The 20,718-nt window shown below is 69.2% G+C and carries 12 protein-coding genes; 7 read left to right on the forward strand and 5 right to left on the reverse strand.

Annotation, left to right across the window (positions count from 1 at the left end; translation table 11 throughout):
• Window positions 1-176 precede the first annotated feature (176 nt).
• The 4 genes from KQY30_RS07735 to KQY30_RS07750 all read left to right on the forward strand — a co-directional run bounded on the left by KQY30_RS07735 (window position 177) and on the right by KQY30_RS07750 (window position 10,428).
• The gene (locus tag KQY30_RS07735) at window positions 177-1,784 is read left to right on the forward strand and encodes an alkaline phosphatase (protein WP_217306200.1); all 1,608 of its coding nucleotides are present in this window, start codon (window positions 177-179) and stop codon (window positions 1,782-1,784) included.
• A gap of 286 nt (window positions 1,785-2,070) precedes the next feature.
• Complete coding sequence (locus tag KQY30_RS07740) at window positions 2,071-3,600, forward strand: UDP-N-acetylglucosamine 1-carboxyvinyltransferase (RefSeq protein ID WP_217306201.1); 1,530 nt, start codon at window positions 2,071-2,073, stop codon at window positions 3,598-3,600.
• 914 nt (window positions 3,601-4,514) lie between these two features.
• Entirely contained in the window at window positions 4,515-9,371 is a 4,857-nt protein-coding gene (locus KQY30_RS07745; protein ID WP_217306202.1) for an RHS repeat-associated core domain-containing protein, read from the forward strand.
• A gap of 22 nt (window positions 9,372-9,393) precedes the next feature.
• Window positions 9,394-10,428 carry a hypothetical protein gene (locus KQY30_RS07750; protein ID WP_217306203.1) on the forward strand — a complete coding sequence of 345 codons (1,035 nt, stop codon included), beginning with the start codon at window positions 9,394-9,396 and terminating at the stop codon, window positions 10,426-10,428.
• Window positions 10,429-10,486: 58 nt separating this feature from the next.
• Here KQY30_RS07750 and KQY30_RS07755 read toward each other — a convergent pair whose 3' ends face one another.
• Entirely contained in the window at window positions 10,487-10,927 is a 441-nt protein-coding gene (locus KQY30_RS07755; RefSeq protein WP_217306204.1) for a hypothetical protein, read from the reverse strand.
• A gap of 296 nt (window positions 10,928-11,223) precedes the next feature.
• On the opposite strand from KQY30_RS07755, the gene KQY30_RS07760 reads away from it, so the two are divergent.
• Window positions 11,224-12,882, forward strand: a complete 1,659-nt coding sequence (locus tag KQY30_RS07760) for a hypothetical protein (protein ID WP_217306205.1) — start codon at window positions 11,224-11,226, stop codon at window positions 12,880-12,882.
• Window positions 12,883-13,015: 133 nt separating this feature from the next.
• On the opposite strand, the gene KQY30_RS07765 is transcribed toward KQY30_RS07760, so the two are convergent.
• Together KQY30_RS07765 and KQY30_RS07770 are read right to left on the reverse strand one after the other, a co-directional pair.
• A complete protein-coding gene (locus KQY30_RS07765) occupies window positions 13,016-13,414 on the reverse strand; it encodes a RidA family protein (protein WP_217306206.1) in 399 nt (132 codons plus the stop codon).
• Complete coding sequence (locus tag KQY30_RS07770; protein WP_217306207.1) at window positions 13,411-14,766, reverse strand: acyl-CoA dehydrogenase family protein; 1,356 nt, start codon at window positions 14,764-14,766, stop codon at window positions 13,411-13,413. The genes KQY30_RS07765 and KQY30_RS07770 overlap by 4 nt, the downstream gene beginning before the upstream one ends.
• A gap of 118 nt (window positions 14,767-14,884) precedes the next feature.
• Between KQY30_RS07770 and KQY30_RS07775 the strand changes: the two genes are divergently transcribed.
• Together KQY30_RS07775 and KQY30_RS07780 are read left to right on the forward strand one after the other, a co-directional pair.
• Complete coding sequence (locus KQY30_RS07775; RefSeq protein ID WP_217306208.1) at window positions 14,885-16,555, forward strand: AMP-binding protein; 1,671 nt, start codon at window positions 14,885-14,887, stop codon at window positions 16,553-16,555.
• Window positions 16,556-16,559: 4 nt separating this feature from the next.
• The gene (locus tag KQY30_RS07780) at window positions 16,560-17,492 is read left to right on the forward strand and encodes a PaaX family transcriptional regulator C-terminal domain-containing protein (RefSeq protein WP_217306209.1); all 933 of its coding nucleotides are present in this window, start codon (window positions 16,560-16,562) and stop codon (window positions 17,490-17,492) included.
• Here KQY30_RS07780 and KQY30_RS07785 read toward each other — a convergent pair.
• Window positions 17,479-19,866, reverse strand: coding sequence for a bifunctional salicylyl-CoA 5-hydroxylase/oxidoreductase (locus KQY30_RS07785; protein ID WP_217306210.1), 2,388 nt, complete (start codon window positions 19,864-19,866; stop codon window positions 17,479-17,481). The two genes, KQY30_RS07780 and KQY30_RS07785, sit on opposite strands and share 14 nt — an antisense overlap.
• Window positions 19,851-20,714: an enoyl-CoA hydratase family protein gene (locus KQY30_RS07790; RefSeq protein ID WP_217306211.1), complete on the reverse strand. Its 864-nt coding sequence runs from the start codon at window positions 20,712-20,714 to the stop codon at window positions 19,851-19,853. Before KQY30_RS07790 ends, KQY30_RS07785 begins: the two co-directional genes overlap by 16 nt.
• Window positions 20,715-20,718 lie beyond the last annotated feature (4 nt).

Consider the following 20,718-nt stretch of genomic DNA (forward strand, 5'->3'; position numbering starts at 1 on the left):
CGGACAGGGCGCGCGACAAGCGCCGTACCCGCCCAGGAACCCCTTCGGCGGGTGCCCTTGTGGCCCCCGATTCCAGTGTGATATTCACCGTGTGATTACCACATGAACGGACGTTAAATCACGCGTGGATCCCCCCTCGGGCGGCGGGACCACGCACGACGAACGGACCAGTCTTCATGAGAAAGAACAGTGGGACCGGCGGCACCAGCGCCCTGGAGAGACGGGCCGTGCTCGGTGCCGGGACCGTCGCCCTGGCCCTCGCCGCGGGCGGTCTGACGGCCAGTCGCGCCCGGGCCAGGGAGCGGTTCAGCGAGGACCCCTTCACCCTGGGCGTCGCGTCCGGCGACCCCTGGCCGGACGGTGTCGTCCTGTGGACCCGGCTCGCCCCCCACCCGCTCGCCCCCGACGGCGCCGGCGGAATGGACCCGGCCCCCGTAGACGTCCACTGGGAGGTCGCCACCGACGAGCGCTTCCGCAGGGTCGTACGCAGCGGGCGGACCCGCGCGGTCGCCGAACTCGCCCATTCGGTCCATGTCGAGGTCACGGGGCTGCTGCCGGGACACCGCTACTACTACCGGTTCCGGGCCGGCGGAGTGGTCAGCCCGGTGGGCCGCACCCGTACCGCGCCGTCGCCGTTCAGCCGCCCCAAGGCCGTCAACTTCGCCTTCGCCTCCTGCCAGGCGTGGTTCGAGGGCTTCTACACCGCGTACCGGCATCTCGCCGACGAGGACGTCGACCTCGTCCTCCATCTCGGCGACTACATCTACGAGAACCCCATCGACGCGATGGGCGGGGTACGGCAGGTCCCGGTCGCCGCCGAGCTGCGCCCCGAGCCGACGACCCTCACCCAGTACCGCAACCGGCACGCCCTGCACCGCTTCGACCAGGACCTCATCGCCGCCCACCAGGCCCACCCCTGGGCCGTCGTCTGGGACGACCACGAGGTCGAGGACAACTGGGCGCGCGACATCTCCAAGCTGGACAACGAACCGGACCAGGACCCGGCGGTCTTCCGCCGGCGGGCCGCGGCGGGCTTCCAGGCGTACTACGAACATCTCCCGCTCCGCCTGCCGAACAAGCCGCAGGGCTTTGACGCCAAGATGTACCGGAGTCTGCGGTACGGGCGGATGGCCACCTTCCACATCCTCGACACCCGGCTCTTCCGCGACGACCAGCCCTGCGGCGACGGCACCAGGAGCGGCTGCGCCGAACGGCTGCTGCCCGAGCGCAGCATCCTCGGCGCGGAGCAGGAGCGCTGGCTCTACCGCGGTCTGGGCCGCTCCGATGCCACCTGGAACCTCATCCCGCAACAGATCCCGGTCGGGCAGGTCGACACCGACCCGGGCGCGGGACAGTCGTTCGTGATGGACTTCTGGGACGGTTACGTGGCCTCGCGCCAGCGGCTGTTCAAGCAGCTCACGGACCAGGACGTGAGCAATCCCGTCGTACTGACCGGCGATATGCACCGCCATCTCGCGGCCGATCTCAAGCAGAACTACGACGACCCGGACTCACCGACGATCGGCGTCGAATTCGTCGGCAGCTCGATCGCCACCGGCAAGGACGGTATGGACCTCGACCCCTCCGGGGCGAATCTGATCGCGGCGAATCCGCATATCAAGTTCACCAACTTCCAGCGTGGTTACGTCCGTTGCTCACTCACCCGGGAGACCTGCCGGGCCGACTTCCGGGTGCTCCCGTATGTGACGGCTCCGGGCGCGCCCGTCTCGACCCGGGCCTCGTACGTCACGGAGTCGGGCCGGCCGGGGGTACAGCTCGTCTGACCCGCGCCCGGTCCACCGACCCCCGTCCGAACCAGGCCCGATCCACTGATCCGCGCCTGATCCGGACCCGGTCCACCCGTACAGCCGCGCAGCGGTTGCCGGGGCGGCCCCCCGATGCACAGGATCGGACATGGGTGGCCGCCCCGTGCGTCCGGGCCCGGTCTGTGCTGTGCGCGGGCCGCCTGGATTCCATGGGGGTGGGCACCCTGGATCCCCCCGGGTGGCCGTCACCCCAACGGCACCCCCCAGCATCACCCTTATCTCACATCTGAGATAACCTGCATCTATGGCAGACGACTACCTCGTACGCATCGGCAAGCTCATCCGCGACGCCCGCCAGCATCGGGGCTGGACACAGAGTCAGCTCGCGGACGCTCTGGCCACCAGCCAGAGCGCCGTCAACCGCATTGAGCGCGGTAACCAGAACATCAGCCTTGAGATGATCGCGCGCATCGGTGAGGCGCTCGACAGTGAGATCGTTTCGCTCGGTTATGCCGGGCCCATGCATCTGCGGGTGGTCGGCGGACGCCGGCTCTCCGGCGCCATCGATGTCAAGACGAGCAAGAACGCGTGTGTGGCCCTGCTCTGCGGCTCACTGCTGAACAAGGGGCGTACGGTGCTGCGCCGGGTGGCGCGCATCGAGGAGGTGTTCCGGCTGCTGGAGGTGCTCAACTCCATCGGCGTACGGACCCGCTGGATCAACGACGGCGTGGACCTGGAGATCGTGCCGCCCGCCGAGCTGGACATGGAGGCCATCGACGCGGAGGCGGCCCGCCGTACCCGTTCCATCATCATGTTCCTCGGCCCGCTGCTGCACCGGATGGACACCTTCCGGCTGCCGTACGCGGGCGGCTGCGACCTCGGTACGCGCACCATCGAGCCGCATATGATCGCGCTGCGCCGGTTCGGTCTGGACATCGCCGCGACCGAGGGCCTCTACCACGCGCAGGTGGACCGCACCATCTCTCCGGGCCGCCCGATCGTACTGACCGAGCGCGGCGACACCGTCACCGAGAACGCCCTGCTGGCCGCCGCGCGCCACGACGGCGCGACCGTCATCCGCAACGCCTCGTCCAACTACATGGTCCAGGACCTCTGCTTCTTCCTGGAGGCGCTGGGCGTACGGGTCGAGGGCATCGGTACGACCACCCTGACCGTGCACGGCGTGCCGAGCATCGACGTCGATGTGGACTACTCGCCCTCCGAGGACCCGGTCGAGGCGATGAGCCTGATCGCCGCCGCGGTGGTCACCGAGTCGCAGCTCACCATCCGCCGGGTGCCGATCGAGTTCCTGGAGATCGAGCTGGCGGTGCTGGAGGAGATGGGCCTCGACCACGACAGGTCCACCGAGTACTCCGCCGACAACGGCCGTACGCGGCTGGTGGACCTGACCGTACGGCCCTCCAAGCTGGAGGCGCCGATCGACAAGATCCACCCGATGCCGTTCCCAGGCCTGAACATCGACAACGTGCCGTTCTTCGCGGCGATCGCGGCGGTGGCCCAGGGCAAGACCCTGATCCACGACTGGGTCTACGACAACCGCGCGATCTATCTGACCGACCTCAACCGCCTCGGCGGCCGCCTCCAGCTCCTGGACCCCCACCGCGTCCTGGTCGAGGGCCCCACCCGCTGGCGGGCCGCAGAAATGATGTGCCCCCCGGCCCTGCGCCCGGCGGTGGTCGTCCTGCTGGCGATGATGGCGGCGGAGGGGACGTCGGTGCTGCGCAACGTCTATGTCATCAACCGGGGCTACGAGGACCTGGCGGAACGCCTGAACTCGGTGGGCGCGCAGATCGAGATCTTCCGCGACATCTGATCGACGGATCTTGCCCCCCTTCCGGCCTGCGCTGAAGCGGGCCGGAAAGGGGGCTTCGGCAACTCTTGTGGCGCTCGACGAACCCGCAGCGCCTGTCGTAGTGCTCGTTACGCAGGATGTCCGCCATCGGCACCGGTAGCGGGGACGAGTCGACCACCGCACATCGGACCACACAGGCGTTCGAGCGCAGGTATATTGCGCAATCCGGCGTGCGACGCCCGCGCACGTATGGTTTCCGCGGGAAGTCCCCCGGCGCTCCCGGAGAGCGAGCGTGCCGGGCGGTCCGGCCGGTCGGTCGGTAATTGCGTTCTCGGACATGTTGTGTCCCGTCCGCGGGGCACGAGCCGGCTTGGTCCGTGCCCCCTTCTCGGCTTGCGCGGCACTGAATTGAAAGCCTTCCCCGAGCGGTTGGGAGGGCCTTCGGCGGCCGGCCGGGCGCGGCCGGTTTTGGTCAGTCGCGCATTCGGGATCTGGACCAGGTCAGGGGCCGCGCCTACGCTGTGGACCTCGAAGCCCGGTGGCTGACGTCACCACACCCATCCATTGGTCACTCCTCACACGATGGCCGCGAACACTGCCTCATCAGGCATGTTCCGCGTTCCGCCGTCCTGCGGAAGCGTTCGCGACGGCGGAAGAGACGGCCGCGGTTTCCGCTGACTCGTTCGGAACGATTCCATCTCTCCGCGAATTCCCTGTTCCGAGGCAACGGCCACACCAGTATCTCCTGTACGGCGTCAGCAGTTGTGGAATTGACAGGTGACGGGTGCAAGATCCTGCCTCGTCGGATCCTTTCCGGTTCCTTGTCGGATGCTTTTCGGATCCCGCTTGTCGATTCGTGGGATTCCACGCGCCGTACTCTGCTCAGGCGGTCAATTTCGCACGTGTCGCGTATTGTCAACCGGGGGGCGTCCGGCATGAGTTCGGTCTCTGCTTTCTTCACACAGGCCACCAATTTCGGCAGCGCGGTGTCCGGTGGAGTCGATCCCCGTACCGGTCTGTTCGCCGTCCGGATCGCGTTGGGCGATCTGGTCGGCAATCACAACCTCGGCCCGTCGCTGCCACTGGAGATGGGCTGGTCGCCGCTCTCCGGAGCCGACGCGGGGTTCGGACAGGGCGTCTCTCTGGGGCTGACCACCTATGACACCGACAGCCAGTTACTGGTCCTGTCCACGGGCGAGCGGTACAAGGTCCAGGAGACCGGCACGGAGGTGATCCTCAAGCAGAGCAAGCTGGATACGGTCCATGTCACGAAGGACGAGGACCAGAACTTCTACCGGATCGTGCACAAGTCCGGTGACGTGGAGATCCTCACGGGACCGGGGAACGCGTTCAGCCTGAAGGTGCCGACCGCTCTGCTGACGCCGGCCGGTCGCTGCCTGACGCTGACCTGGGATTTCAGCGGTCCGCAGCCGCGCCTGGCGCAGGTCGACGACGAGAGCGACACGCTGCTGACCGTGGTCTACAGCGGCTCCAAGACCACCTTGCGCGTCCTGCCCGGCCAGGCCGAGGGCTATGACGTCGAACTGTGGTTCCAGAACGGGCTGCTGGGAAGCCTGCACCACTTCGGGCTCGGGCAGGACAGGCCACTGGTGTGGAGCTTCACCTACGACGCAATGGGTCAGCAGGGGGAGTGGGGATCGTGGATCACCGGTGTGACCATGCCGGGCGGGATGTCCGAGACGGTCTCCTACCGCAACGACGGGCAGGGGCACCAGTTCCCGGACTCCGCCGGCCTGCCGGCCCTGCCCTACGTGGACCAGTTCGTCCGGACACCGGGCGGCGGGCAGCCGCCGATCGCGGTCGGCTACGACTACACGGACAACAACTTCCTGGGCGGCAATTCGGGCGTGAGCTGGGATCCCGACCAGGACAACCTCTATGACGACACCCTGAGCAGCTACACGTACGGCTCGACGGAGTCCCTGGTCTGCGGGGACCGGACCACGACGATCACCCGTGTGTACGACCAGTACCACTTGCAGACAGAGGAGACAGCACAGCAGAACGGCTTCTCCCAGTCACTTGAGACCGACTACTACGCGGTGGTCGGCCAGACCTTCGCCGACCAGCCGGCCCAGTTCCAGCTCCCGAAGACCCGCACGGTCACCTGGACCGACGCGCAGGGGCAGTCGCGCAGCGAGGTCACGGAGACCAGCTTCGATTCGGCGGGCAACCCGCAGAGCCGGACCGGGCCCGACGGTACCCGGACCGACTGGGAGTACTACCCGGCGGGCGGAAGCGGCAGCGACTGCCCGCCCGACCCCAACGGCTTCACCCGCCTGCTCGCCGGCGTCACCCGCACACCCCCGGGCACCGACTTCGACGCCCCTGTCTACCGGACCTCCTACCGCTACACCGCGTACACGGACCTGCCTGATCCCCGCGTGAGCACCGCCGTGCTGAAGACCGAGGAATCCCATCACGGCGACGGCCGGCTCCTCGCCCGTAAGACGTTCGCCTACAGCACCTCGGGCGCGGAGTCCGGGCGGATCACCGGCCTGGTCGAGACGGAGTACCCGGACGGCGACGGCGGCGCGTCGTACACCGCGACCCACTCCTTCGCCTTCTCGGCGCAGCAGGACGCGCTGGTCCAGAGCCACACGCTGACGACGCATGACGAGCTGACGGTGTCACGGTCGCAGACCCGTTCGCGGTTCACCGGTCGCCTGCGGTCCGCCACCGACCCGCAGGACAACGTCACGGCCGTGACGTACGACGGCCTGGGCCGGGTGGTGACCCGTACCGTCAACCCCGGCACCCGCTACGAGGCGGGAGAGACCTACGCGTACGCCATGGATGGCGACGCCCCGTTCGTCGTCACGTTCACCGACGCGCTGGGCAACCAGTTCCGCGAGAGCCTCGACGGCGCGGGCCGGCCGGTCCGGCGGGAGCGCAAGGACATCGACGGCGACGGCGCCTGGTACACCGTCCGGACACTCGGTTACGACGAGCAGGGCCGTACGTCGTCGATCTCGGAACTGGATCAGGTGCGCGACGGCGGCCGGGTCGAGCTGGCCCGGACCCTCTCCTACGACGACTGGGGCCAGTTGTCGACCACCACCTTCAACGACGGCGCGGTCGACCTCACCCGCACGGATCCGGTCCACCTCACCACCACGAGCCAGCAGCTCAGCGGCGAGGCTCCGGTCACGGGCACGGTGGTGACGACGTACGACACCGGGGGCGACCCGGTGAGCGTGGAGCGCTTCGACCTGACCGGGGCGTCCACAGGCCGGCAGACGTGGGAGCGTGACGGCTGGGGCAGGCCGCGCCGCGAGACCGACGCCGCCGGGAACACCACGCGGTACGACTACGACACACACAGCCGGCTCCTGACCACCACGCTGCCCGATGGAACCCAGGTCTCCCGCGACTACGCGCCCTTCTCGCCGGACGCGCTGGTCACCGGGATCGCCGTGAACGAAGCCAGCTACGGCACGCAGACCTTCGACGGCCTGGGCAGGCTCACCACCACCAACTCCGGCGGACGCAGTTGGGACTACGACTACACCCGGGCCGCCGACCCGCTCCCCTCCTCGGTCATCACCCCCGACCAGCTCCACTCCCACCAGTTCGACCCACGGCTCGACAACGCGCTGTCGCAGATCCAGGCGGGGTCGCTCACGCAGGTGTTCACGCGCGACCCGGTATCCGGCTCGCTGACGAACGCCCAGGCCGGCGATGCCACGATCGTGTGCGACTACTACCCGTCGGGCCGTCCCCGTACCGAGACCACCAAGCTCTCCGGCCGGCCCGACCGTACGGCGACATGGAGCTACACGGTCGGCGGCCGCCAGCAGAGTTACACCGGGGCGGACGGCACCACCCAGCAGATCACCTGGGACGCCTACGGCCGGCTCTCGGCCGTCACGGACCCCGCGGTTCAGGCGTCACTGACCTACGACGCCATCGGCCGGCCGGTCACGTGGGTGGCCAGGGACACGCAGTCGGGACACACACTCACCACGGCGCTCACCCGCGACGACTTCGGCCGCGAGGTGAAACGCACCGTCACGGACGACCAGGGGTCGTCATGGACGCTCACACAAGCGTGGCAGCCGAACGACCTTCTCAGCGGCAGGACGTTCTCGCGTGGCGGAACGACGCTGCGGGAGGAGTCCTTCACCTACAACAGCCGCAACCAGCTCGCCACTTACGCCTGTACGGGGCAGGCGCCTCCGCTGGACGAGCGCGGGAACGCGGTCACCCGGCAGACGTTCGGCCACGACGCCTACGGCAACGTGACAAGCTGCCTGACCGAGTTCCCCGACGGCTCCGACACGGCGACGTACCTGTTCGAGAACGCGTCGGATCCGTGCCAACTGACCGGCATCGCCCACTCCCACGCGTCGTATCCCTCCCGGATCGATCTGAGCTATGACGAGGCCGGGCGGCTGGTCACGGACGACGCCGGACGCACACTCAGCTACGACCCCCTGGGACGCCTCCAGTCGGTGAGCTCGGCAAGCTCGTACGGATACGACCCGCTGAACCGGCTGCTGACCCAGAAGACCGACGGCGACACCAGCGTCCTGCACTACCAGTGGGAGTCGGTCGCCTCGGTGATCGAGGGCGACCGGTCCACCCGCTTCCTCCAGCTCGACCAGGCGTGCGTGGCCCAGCGCCGCGAGGGAGCCCAGGCAGAAACGCGCCTGCTGGGGACGGACGGCAAGCGCACCGTGCTCGTGGCGGCCGGCGGCCGGCAGCAGGAGTACGCGTACACCCCTTACGGCGACCGCCCCGCGGACGCGACGAGCAGCGTCCTGGGCTTCGACGGCGAGCGTACCGATCCGGCCCTCGGGTGGTACCACCTCGGCAACGGCTACCGCCCCTACCACCCGGGCATGATGCGGTTCACCGTGCCCGACGAGCTGAGCCCCTTCGGCGCCGGCGGGATCAACCCTTACGCGTACTGCCTGGGCGACCCGATCAACCGCGTCGACCCAACAGGGCACTTGAGCTGGATGGCCTGGCTGGGCATCGGTCTGGGCATCGCGGGCCTGGCCCTGGCGGTCGTGACCGCCGGCGCGTCGATCGTGGCAGCAGGCGGGGTGATGGCGGCGGTGGGCGCCGCCGAGACGACGACGCTGGTTGTCGGCGCCATCGGCGTTGTCTCCGACGTGACCGCCATAGCCAGCGGAGCTCTCGAAGAAGCGTCCCCCAAGGCCTCGTCCATCCTCGGATGGGTCTCCCTCGGCACCGGCATCGTCGGCCTCGCCCACGCGGGCGCGAGCGCCGCCAGGTGGACGAGCCGGGTCTCGGAACTCGCCGAAGACGCGGGGGAGGCCGAACGTGTCGAGACGGGAACGGCGCGGGGCATCGGCCACAGCAAGCCGAAGCAGAAGGAAATCACCGAAAAACAGTGGAAGGAACGCAGGAAGTTCAAAGTCGTGAAGAACAGCCACCGCCAGGAGGTGTACGTCACCCAATACGAGGCGGTCGGAAGTCAACTCCCGGACGTGATCAGAAACGCGCAGGCGCGCGCCCCCAAGGTTGCCATCCTGTCCGGCACGCACGGTGCCGAGGACGGACTCCGCACATCTCTTGACGTCGAGCCGAAATTCTATAGGCAGGACCTGAGGCTGCAGCACCTGGAAAAGGGTTCGAGCGTAAAGGTCTACGACACGCCGAACCTGCCGGAGGGAAAACTGGAACGGATCCTCAACCGCAAGGACACCGCCGTCATCGCGGCGTTCTGCTACAGCCGGAACGACAGTCGTCTGCGAGAAATACTCAAACTGAAACCCACGGTCTCGTACGTCACTCCTTGAATACGAACAGAGGAGACAGAACATGTCAACGTGGACGAGCGTGTCCAAGCTCTCGGTGATCCTCGCGAGCGGCTACCAGAATTGCAACATATATGCGAACGGACGGAACAGGATCGGTGTGACGATCAATGTCGAGCCGATCGACGAAAAAGGAAATTCCGTCCAGGTCGACCCCCAGCATCTGGTCGACAACTTGTGGCTCATCGACTACGTCGACGAGTCGACACTCAACTGGAAGGGCAGCTCGGGCTGGGCCTATACGGACGCCGCGAACAAGTTCACCGCGACGCCCGGCGGGTTCAGCGAGGAGGCCGAAGCCTCGGCCAACGGCGCCGGCACCCAGCAGGTCACGTTCTACGTGTACTGCTCGCCCGGTACGAACCCGAAGTCGATCGGCGTCCGGGTCAGGACCGACTCCGGCAGCACCATCAACAGCTCTTTGAACGGAAAGTACCACAGCAAAGTCACATTCAATCCGCAGGCAGCCACGACTTACATGAAGGGAGACATCAACTGGGAATACTCACACACGTCGACCAAATACGGCGACAACAAGAAGTACGTGACGACGGACGCCTGGAACTACTATCTGTCCCTGAAATCAGCGAACAACTACTTCGTCACCTTCTCGGTGAGTGCCTACTTCAGCGAGTCCGGTTACGACGGCTTCTTCGCGTGCAACATCACTCCAGACAGCCACCACAAGAATTTCTACGGCGGCTATGTCTGGTATCAGGAGCCGCACGACTCCGCGTACTACTCCTCGCAGGACGGGTACAGTTCGGGCGAGATCGTCAACTTCCCCGCGGGAAACAAGTGGTGGGATTACGCGAAGATCTACGACAGGAAATATCCCGAGCGATACCTGTGCTTCACGTGGGTGCACTCCACCACCGGCGGCGACGGATGGCACATTCCGAACGGCCCGCTGGACACCTGGAAGGAGTGGTTCCGTCCGTCGATTGTCGCGTACGACATGTACGGCAACACGGGCACGTTCTGGGTGGACGGCTCGGACATCACCGGCGCGCTCAACATCTACGACCACCAACTGTAGTAAGGGGGCCGACGGCGGACTGAAGGGATCCGGTGCCCGGGGCAAAGACTCGCCAGGCTCACCGCGTAAGACCTCGCCTGAATTGCAGCAGCGACGTCGAGAAGTCCTCCCGAACAGCGTCAGACTCGGGCAGTCCGCCGAGCTCACTCGCCGCAAACTCCTCAGCCGCCCTGAGGAGTTCCTCAACAAACTCGGACGAATCCGCCGCTCCGACAACCCCGTCCCGGCCGGAAGTCTCCACCACACTCCCCCGCATTCTAAATGCAAGCGCAAAGGAAGAGTCCGCACCGACGAACTCGAAGGAACCGCTGGAAGACGTCACCAGGTTGGCCATTTGATCAAGCAGGAGCGAGACGGAGAGATAGATCATCATCCCCTGGTCAGGTGACTGCCCGGCGGATGTCGACATTCCACCTTCTCCCGTGACGACGACATCTCCCAGATCGAAGCCGCTGGGGTCCCCTTGATCGGGGCGGAGGGAGAACTTGAAGTGAATCACGGCGTGTGGCTCTTTCCGACCGGGAAGAAGGTGATGACGCGAACCGACCGGCAACCTCGACAGGGTCGGCGCCGCAGGCCGTGCTGGAACTGCTCCGGGAACTGTACGAAGACGGATCGCCATGAAGCCACCGCGTCTTCGCCGCGGCATCCGTTGCCGGTGTTGTGCGTTGGGCCTGGTCGTGGGGGTGGGTTGGGCCCGTAAGTGGGTCCGGGGGCCCTGCTGTTGGGTCCGGGTTCGTTCCTACGCTGCTTGCCGTTCGGGGGAGCGGTTACGGCAGTGTGCGAGGAGCGGGGATGACGAAGGGCGCCGGGCGGTTCCCTGGTTGGCGTGGGCATGACAGTAGCGGACGGCGGGACCGGGGGCAGGGCGGCATCGAGTATGTCGCCGTGGCCGGGGTCGTCTCCCTGATCGTTGCTGCGATCGTCGGGCTGACGGTGCCCGAGGACGAGGCCGTGGGGCTGAAGGACGCGGTGTGCAGAATCGTTCATGCAGCCGATGGCCCCTCAGGATGCGACTCGGGAAACAACAGGGGCGGCGGCGATGACGGGGACGGCGGGGGTGACGGTGAGGATCCCGCCGTACCGCCCGGCGACCCGTTCCAGCCCGCGAAGTGCCTGCTCTCCGAGGACCAGACCAAGGACACCGTGGTCATCCAGATCCTGTTCATCAAAATCAGCGGCTCGGAACAGCTCAAGGTCCAGCAGTGGTCCGACGGTACGGTCACCGTGGAGCGTGTGACCGACAGCAGTGTCGGTGTCACCACAAGCGTCTCCGCCGGCATACCCGGGCTCAAGGACTGGGACGCCAAGGCCTCACTGAGCGGCACCTATATGCAGGGCAGCGGCAAGGGCGGGCAGTGGGTGTTCAGCAGCCACAAGAGCGACAACCCCCAGGACGATCTGGAGGCCAACCTCGCGGACGCCAAGGCCTTCGCCGAGGGGCTCAAGCAGAAGGACACCTGCGACGCCATGATCGGCTCCCCCGTCTCACCCATCAGTGTGGTGGGGTGCCAGAACAGCGCCCGCTCGCAGATCGACGACTCCAATCCGGAGCGGTTGCCGGACGTCGACATCACCAAGACGACCACCGAGGCCTCTGGCGGACTGAGTTTCGGCAAGTCGTTCACCAGCGGCGGCTCGGACGGCAAGGACGGCAAGCCCAAGAGCCTCGGCAGCATATCCAGCGACATCGCCTCCGGCTCGATGACCGAGGACGTGGTGGTCCTGCGCACCAAGACCGGGCCCGACGCCGGGAAGATCACCTTCGTCTACACCTTCACCGTCAGCGGCAAGGCCGGTGAAATCGCACAGGTCAGGGGCAGCCGGATGCAGCAGGTGGCCGTGACCTACGACGCGGCCATGTACGACGAGGAAGCGAAGAACGGCCAGCCGCACCACCCGCAGAAGATGGTCATCACCACCAGCCAGGAAGCCGGCGAGGGACCGGGTGTCCAGGTCGGCACCGGAACGAACGCGGGCCCGGTGTCCATCGATGTCGGCGGCGGGGGCGGCACCATCGAGTCCCGGATCCACACCGAGTCGGCGGAACTCGTCCTCGACAACGACGCGGACAGCACGCTGGTGGAGGACTGGCTGCGCGGGCGCGGTGACTTCCCGGCCAGCGACGCGCTGCCGACACCGTCGGACGCGGCGGAGGCGCCGGACTCCGACGCGGGCCCGATCGAGCGGCTCCTGCACGACAAGGGCAAGCTCTCCCGTCTCGACTACAAGGCCAACACCGACTGGTGGAACGCCTCCCTCGGCATCGGCTTCGGCATCTCCGCCGGACAGGTCACCCTCGGATTCAAGCTCTTCGGCATCGACATCACCCACGAGCACAAGCAGCAGACCATCACCGGCGACCCCACCTACGCCACCGCGCCCCGGAGCGGCGGCACCCGCCCCTGGGTCGAATGGAAGAACTGCACCCAGACCAAGCCCATCACCACCTGAGGCCCCGGAACCCGAGGTCACGGACCACTCCGCCAGTACGGGCGGTGGCCCCCGGACGCCGATGCCGGGGACCGCCGCCCGTACCGCTTCGTATTCCCATGAGCACAGGCGCGGGGGCCCAGGGGCACAGGGGCTACGGCAGGACCGCGATGCCGTCCAGTTCGACCAGCGCCGGTATGTCCCAGAGCCGTACGACGCCGATCACCGCCATCGCCGGGTAGTCACGGCCCGCCAACCGGCGCCAGATCAAACCGAGTTCGGCGGCGTGCGCACGGTAGTCCGCCACATCGGTGGTGTAGACGGTCACCCGGGCCAGATCGCCCGGCGCGCCGCCCGCCGCCGCCACCGCGGTCAGCAGATTGCCGAGCGCGGTCTCGAACTGGGCCGGAAGGGTCTCCCCCACGATCCTTCCCTCGCCGTCGAGCGCGGTCTGTCCGGCGAGCAGGACCAGCCGTCCGCCGGTGGCGACTACGGCGTGCGAGAAGCCGGTGGCCGGGGAGAGCTGGGCGGGATTGACGCGTTCCAGGCTCATGCGTTCGCCTCCGTGTCCGGGGTCGTGGCCCGCTCCGCGGGCGACCGCCCCGTATCCCTCTCCACGGGCGGCTGTTCGTACGCGTACCGCTGCTCCCGCTCGTACCGCTCCCGGTACAACTCCTTGGCGATGATGCTGCGTTGGACCTCGGTGGCGCCTTCGTAGATACGAGGTGCGCGGACCTCGCGGTAGAGGTGCTCCAATGGGTGGCCGCGCTGGAGGGCGCGGGCGCCGTGCAGTTGGACGGCGGAGTCGACGACGTACTGCGCGGTCTCGGTGGCGAACAGCTTCGCCATGGCCGAGCGGCGCGGTACCCCGGGGGCGCCCGAGTCATAGGCCTCGGCCGCCGCGTAGACGAGCAGTCGCGCCGCCTCCGTACGGGTCGCCATCTCCGCGACCTGGTGCGCGACGGCCTGTAGATCCTTGAGCGGGCCGCCGAACGCGGTGCGCCCGGCGATGTGTTCGAGTGTCGCGTCGAGGGCGGCCTGTGCCATGCCCACGGCGAAGGCGCCGACGCTGGGGCGGAAGAGGTTCAGGGTGTTCATGGCGACCCGGAAGCCGTGCCCGACCTCGCCGAGGACATCGTCGGGGGTCACGGGTACGGAGTCGAAGGCGAGGGCTCCGATGGCGTGCGGCGCGAGCATCTCGATCGGGGTACCGGTCAGTCCGGGTCGACCGGCGGGAACGAGGAAGGCGGTGATCCCGCGCGCACCGGCCCCGGCCCCCGCGCGTCCATGCCCCGTACCGTCCGCTCGCCCGCGCCCCGCAGGCTCCGCGCGTCCATGCCCCGTACCGTCCGCACGCCCGCGCTCCGCACCGTCCGTACGGGCAAAAACCGTGTAGAAGTCGGCCTCGGGCGCGTTGGAGATCCAGCGCTTCTCACCGGTCAGCAGCCAGCCGTCCCCGTCCGGTACGGCCCGCAGGGCGAGCGCCGCCGCGTCCGAACCCGCCCCCGGCTCGCTCAGCGCGAACGCGGCCACGGCCCGGCCCGCGCTCACCTCGGGCAGCCAGCGCGCCCGCTGCGAGCAGGTTCCGGCCTGGACGACCGGATACGCACCGAGGCCCTGAAGGGCGAGGGCGGTCTCGGCCTCCGTGCACCCCTGTGCGAGCGACTCGCGCAGCAGACACAACTCCAGCGCACCGACCGCGCCCGCTGGTCCGCCGCCCCCGGCCGCGCCCGTATCTCCGAACACCTGGCCAAGCAGCCCCAGTTCACCGAGCGCCGCAATCAACGGCCGGTTCACCCGCCCTGGTTTCCCCTTCTCCGCCAGTGGCCGCAGCCGCTCCACCGCCAGCGCGCGCAGTTCCGCGCACCACTCCGTCTGTGCCGGGCCGAGTGTGAATACGGGCATCCGAGCCCCCACTTCCAGCGCGTCCCAGCGCGCTTATCGCGGCCTGTTGACTGTCGTCACCTTCACGATACGCTCGATGGGCGACCCCACGATCCCACCGTGGCAAGGGGGCGGACCCATGGAATCGTTGACGCCGTCGGCGCATCGCGACACCTTCGCGCGCGACCGGTTACCGCCTCCCGAGCAATGGCCGCGCCTGCTCCCCCCACCGGACGGGCTGCACAACGCCGACCGGCTCAACTGCGCCGCCGAGCTGCTGGACCGTACGGCCGAGCTGTTCGGTGCGGACCGGCCGGTCTTCCGTACGGGCACCGGCGAGGTCTGGTCGTACGGCGGGCTGCGTGAGCGCGTCGACCGGATCGCGCATGTCCTGACCTCGGATCTCGGGGTGGTGCCCGGCAACCGCGTACTGCTGCGCGGCCCCACCACCCCCTGGCTCGCGGCCTGCTGGCTGGCGGTGCTCAAGGCGGGCGCGGTGGCGGTGACCGTACTGGCCCAGCACCGGGCACAAGAGCTGGCCACCATGTGCGAGATGGCCCGGGCGAGCCATGCCCTGTGCGACAGCCGGTCGGTGGACGACCTGGTCGCGGCGCGGGTGCCCGGGCTGCGGATCACGGCGTACGGCGGGGACGCGCCCGACGATCTGCTGCGGCTGGCCGAGGCACGGCCGGGGCGCTACCCGGCGGTGGAGACCGCGGCGGACGATGTGGCGCTGATCGCCTTCACCTCGGGGACCACCGGCCGGCCCAAGGGCTGTATGCACTTCCACCGCGACGTACTGGCCGTCGCCGACACCTTCTCGCGCCAGGTGCTGCGGCCCGAGCCCGGTGACCTCTTCGCGGGCAGCCCACCGCTCGGCTTCACCTTCGGTCTCGGCGGTCTGGTGATCTTCCCGATGCGGGCCGGGGCGTCCGCGCTCCTGCTCGAACAGGCCCGCCCCCGGGAGCTGCTGGCCGCGGTCGCGGAGCACCGGGTGTCCGTCCTGTTCACCGCGCCGACCGCGTACCGGGTGATGCTCGACGAGCTGGCGGCGCGGCCGTCCGCGTACGACATCTCCTCGCTGCGGCGCTGTGTCTCGGCGGGCGAGAATCTGCTCGCGGCGACCTGGCAGTCCTGGTTCGACCGGACCGGGCTGCGCCTCATCAACGGCATCGGCGCGACCGAGCTGCTGCACATATTCATCTCCGCGGCGGACGAGGCGGTCCGGCCGGGGACCACCGGGGTGCCGGTGCCCGGCTGGCAGGCGTGCGTGGTCGACCGAACGGGCGCTCCGGTACCGGACGGAGAGCCGGGACTGCTGGCCGTACGCGGTCCTGTCGGGTGCCGGTATCTGGCGGATCCACGCCAGCGGGAGTACGTACGAAACGGCTGGAATCTGACCGGTGACACCTATATACGCGAGCCCGACGGCTACTTCCGCTATGTGGCGCGTGCCGATGACATGATCATCTCGGCCGGTTACAACATCGCGGGTCCCGAGGTCGAGGACGCGCTGCTGGCCCACCCGGATGTGCTGGAGGCGGCGGTGGTCGGCCGCCCCGACGAGGTGCGCGGCCAGACCGTCGCCGCGTATGTCGTCCTGCGGGAGGGCGCGGAGCCTGGCGAGGAGACCGTACGGGCGCTGCGGGACTTCGTCGGCGCGCGGCTCGCACCGTACAAACGCCCGCACTCGGTGGTCTTCCTGGACGCGCTCCCCCGTACCCCCACGGGCAAGCTCCAGCGCTTCCTGCTGCGCGGTCCGGGCCCTGTCCACCGTGGTCCCGGCGCTGTCCACCAGGGCATACAGTGATCGCGTGGCCGAGCAGCACACCCCTCGTTCCCTGATCGTCACCCTGTACGGCGCGTACGGCCGCACTCCGGACGGCGCCCCGCTCGCCGTGGCCGGGCTGATCCGGCTGCTGGGGGCGCTCGGTGTCGACGCGCCCGCGGTGCGCTCGTCGGTCTCGCGGCTCAAGCGCCGCGGTCTGCTGGTCCCTGGACGTACCGCGGAGGGCGCGGCCGGGTACGCGCTGTCGGCCGAGGCCCGCGAACTGCTCGACGACGGGGACCGCAGGATCTACGACCGGCCCGCGCCCCGGCTCTCCGACGGCTGGGTGCTGGCGGTGTTCTCCGTACCGGAGGCCGAGCGCCACAAGCGCCATCTGCTCCGCTCACGGCTGGGCCGCCTCGGCTTCGGCACGGCCGCGCCGGGTGTCTGGATCGCGCCGGGGCGGCTGTACGAGGAGACGAGCCACACCCTGAGCCGGCTCGGCCTCGACGGGTACGTGGATCTCTTCCGCGGGGACCATCTCGGCTTCGAGACCACGTCGGAGGCCGTGGCCCGCTGGTGGGACCTGGACGCGATCGCCACGCGCCACGAGGAGTTTCTGGCCGCGCACGAACCGGTGCTGCGGGCCTGGGCGGACCGGCGGGAGGTGCCGCCGGAGGACGCCTACCGCGACTATCTGCTCGCTCTGGACTCCTGGCGCCACCTCCCGTACACCGACCCGGGCCTGCCCGCGGATCTGCTGCCGAAGACCTGGCCGGGCGAGCGCTCGGCGGAGGTCTTCGCCATGCTGCACGCCCAACTGCGGGACGCGGGCCTGGAGTTCGTACGGGAGTCGCTCGGCGCGGAGGCGGCGGAGACAGCGGAAACGACGAAGGCAGCGGCGGAGGCGGCTGAGGCCACCCAGTCGGCATCGACGGCGGAAGCAGCGGACGTACGGGGGCCGCTCAGCCTGGAGTGAGGCCCAGCGTGAGGCGCGGCCTGGGAGCGTCGGTACGGCCCGAGGGCGGCGGGCGGCTGCCCGCGCGGTACGGGAGCGGCCAGGGCGCGGCGGGCCCCTCGTACCCCTGGGCCGCCGCGGCGTGGAGCGTCCACTGCGGGTCGTGGAGATGCGGCCGGGCGAGGGCGCAGAGGTCGGCGCGGCCCGCCAGCAGCAGGGAGTTGACATCGTCCCAGGAGGAGATGGCGCCGACGGCGATCACCGGGACGGACAGGGTGTTGCGGATCAGATCGGCGAACGGTGTCTGGTACGAGCGGCCGAACTCGGGCCGTTCGTCCGCGACGACCTGGCCGGTCGACACATCGATCGCGTCGGCGCCGTGCGCGGTGAAGGCACGGGCGATCTCCACGGCCTCGTCCATGGTGGTGCCGCCGGGCGCCCAGTCGGTGGCGGAGATCCGGACGGTCATGGGCAGGTCGTCGGGCCACTCGGCCCGTACGGCGTCGAAGACTTCGAGCGGGAATCGCAGCCGGCCCTCCAGCGGTCCGCCATAGGCGTCGGTGCGCCGGTTGGTGAGCGGGGAGAGGAAGCCGGAGAGCAGATAGCCGTGTGCGCAGTGCAGTTCGAGCAGGTCGAAGCCGCTGCGCCGGGCCCGCCGGGCGGCTGCCGCGAACTGTTCGCGTATCTCGCCCAGTTGACGGCCGTCAAGCTGGCGCGGTACCTGGCTGACCCCGGGCCGGTACGGCAGCGGGGAGGCGGCGCTCAGTGGCCAGTTGCCCTCGGCCAACGGCTCGTCCATGCCTTCCCACATCAGCCGGGTGGAGCCTTTGCTCCCGGAATGCCCGAGCTGGACGCCGATGGCCGTTCCGGGCGAGGCGGTGTGGACGAAATCCGTGATGCGGCGCCAGCCGTCGCCCTGCTCGCGGGTGTAGAGGCCGGTGCAGCCGGGGGTGATCCGGCCCTCCGGGCTGACACACACCATCTCGGTCATGACCAGCCCGGCGCCGCCGAGGGCGCGGGCGCCGAGATGGACGAGATGGAAGTCGCCGGGGACACCGTCCACCGCGGAGTACATGTCCATGGGCGAGACGACGATCCGGTTGCGCAGGGTCAGCCCGCGCAGCCGGAAGGGCGTGAACATCGGGGGCGTGCCGGGCGGGCAGCCGAAACCGTCCTCCACCGCCCGGGTGAAGGCGGGGTCGCGCAGCCGCAGATTGGCATGGGTGACCCGGCGGCTGCGGGTGAGCAGCCCGAAGGCGAACCGGCGCGGCGGCTGGTCCGTGTACGTGGCCAGTTCCTCGAACCAGCGCAGGCTCGCGGCGGCGGCGCGCTGGGTGGACTCGACGACCGGACGGCGCTCGCTCTCGTACGCGGCGAGGGCGGCCGGCAGACCGGGACTCTCCTCGATACAGGCCGCGAGCGCGAGGGCGTCCTCGACGGCGAGCTTGGTGCCGGAGCCGATGGAGAAGTGGGCGGTGTGGGCGGCGTCGCCGATCAGCACCGTATTGCCGTGGCTCCAGCGGTCGTTGACGACCGTGCGGAAGACGGTCCAGGAGGAGGCGTTCGCGCGTAGGGGCCGTCCGCCGAGGGCTCCGGCGAAGATCTCCGCGCACCGTTCGACGGACCGTTCGAGGGACCGGTCGGCAGATCGCCCGGCGGACCGCTCGGTGGACGTTTCGGTGGACATTTCGGTGGACCGCCGCTCGTCGAGTTCCTCGAACCCGGCCGCCCGCCAGACCTCTTCGCGCATCTCGACGATGACGGTGCTGCGCGGGCCGTCGGCGCTCCGTTCGTCGGCGTACGGATAGCCGTGGAGCTGCATCACCCCGTGTTCGGTCTCGGCGGTCTCGAACCGGAAGGCGTCGAAGGCGAAGTCGGCGGCGAGCCAGATGTAGCGGCAGCGGTGGGCGCTGATCCGCGGCCCGAAGTGCGCGGCATGGGCCGTGCGGGTGAGGCTGTGGATCCCGTCCGCGGCGATGACCAGGTCGTGGGAGGCGGCGAGTTCGGCGGCGGGCGGTGCCTCGGTGCGGAAGCGGAGCCGTACGCCCAGGGTGGCGCAGCGCTCGTACAGGATCTCCAGCAGGCGGCGCCTGCCGAGGGCTGCGAAGCCATGGCCGCGCGAGGTGAGGGTGTGGCCCCGGTGGACGATGTCGATGGCGTCCCAGCGCACGAACTCGTTCTGGAGCGCCTGGTGGACGACGGGATCCGCGTGCTCGATCCCGCCGAGCGTCTCGTCGGAGAGGACGACTCCGAAGCCGAAGGTGTCGCCGGGGGCGTCACGCTCCCAGACAGTGATCTCGCGGGCGGGGCCGAGCCGTTTGAGCAGGGCCGCCGCGTACAGTCCGCCGGGTCCGCCACCGATCACGGCGATCCGCACGGCTACCGCCCCTGCCACTTCGGGGGCCGCTTCTCCGTGAAGGCGGCGTGGAACTCCGCGTAGTCCTTGCCGTACATCAGCAACGCCTGGGTGGAGGCGTCCAGTTCGACGGCGGCGGCCAGCGGCATGTCCAGCTCGGCGGTGAGCAGGGCCTTGGTCCTGGCGTACGCGAGAGCCGGGCCGCGTGCGAGGGTACGGGCCAGTTCGGCGGCCCGCGGGCCGGCGGCGCCCTCGGCGGTCAGCTCGCTGATCAGGCCGATCCGCTCGGCCTCGGGCGCGGGTACGGGCTCTCCGAGCATCAGCAGCCGGGTCGCGTGGCCGAGGCCGACGATCCGGGGCAGCAGATAGGCCGCGCCCATGTCGCCGCCGGAGAGGCCCACGCGGGTGAAGAGGAAGGCGAACCGCACGGAGGGGTCCGCGATCCGGAAGTCGGCGGCGAGCGCGAGGACCGCTCCGGCTCCCGCGGCGACTCCGTGCACGGCGGCGATCACCGGGAAGGGGCACTCGCGGATCGCCCTGACGACCTGCCCGGTCATCCGGTTGAAGTCGAGGAGCTGGGCCGTGTCCATGGCGAGCGTTGCGCCGATGATCTCGTCGACATCGCCGCCGGAGCAGAAGCCGCGCCCCTCGCCGGCCAGCACCAGGGCACGTACGGAACCCTCCCGGGACAACTCGGCGAGGAGATCGCGGAGATCGGCGTAGGCCCCGAAGGTGAGGGCGTTGAGCTTCTCGGGGCGTGCGAGCGTGACGGTCGCAACGCCGTCGTCATCACGCGTCAGCCGGAGATGGCGCCACTCCTCGGTGCGGGGCGCGGAGCCGGTGAAGGGGCTCGTGGAGCGGGTGGAGCTGCTCGCGGAGTGGCTCATGGGC

This window comes from Streptomyces sp. GMY02 (assembly GCF_019056675.1).
In the GTDB taxonomy this organism is placed as follows: domain Bacteria; phylum Actinomycetota; class Actinomycetes; order Streptomycetales; family Streptomycetaceae; genus Streptomyces; species Streptomyces odonnellii.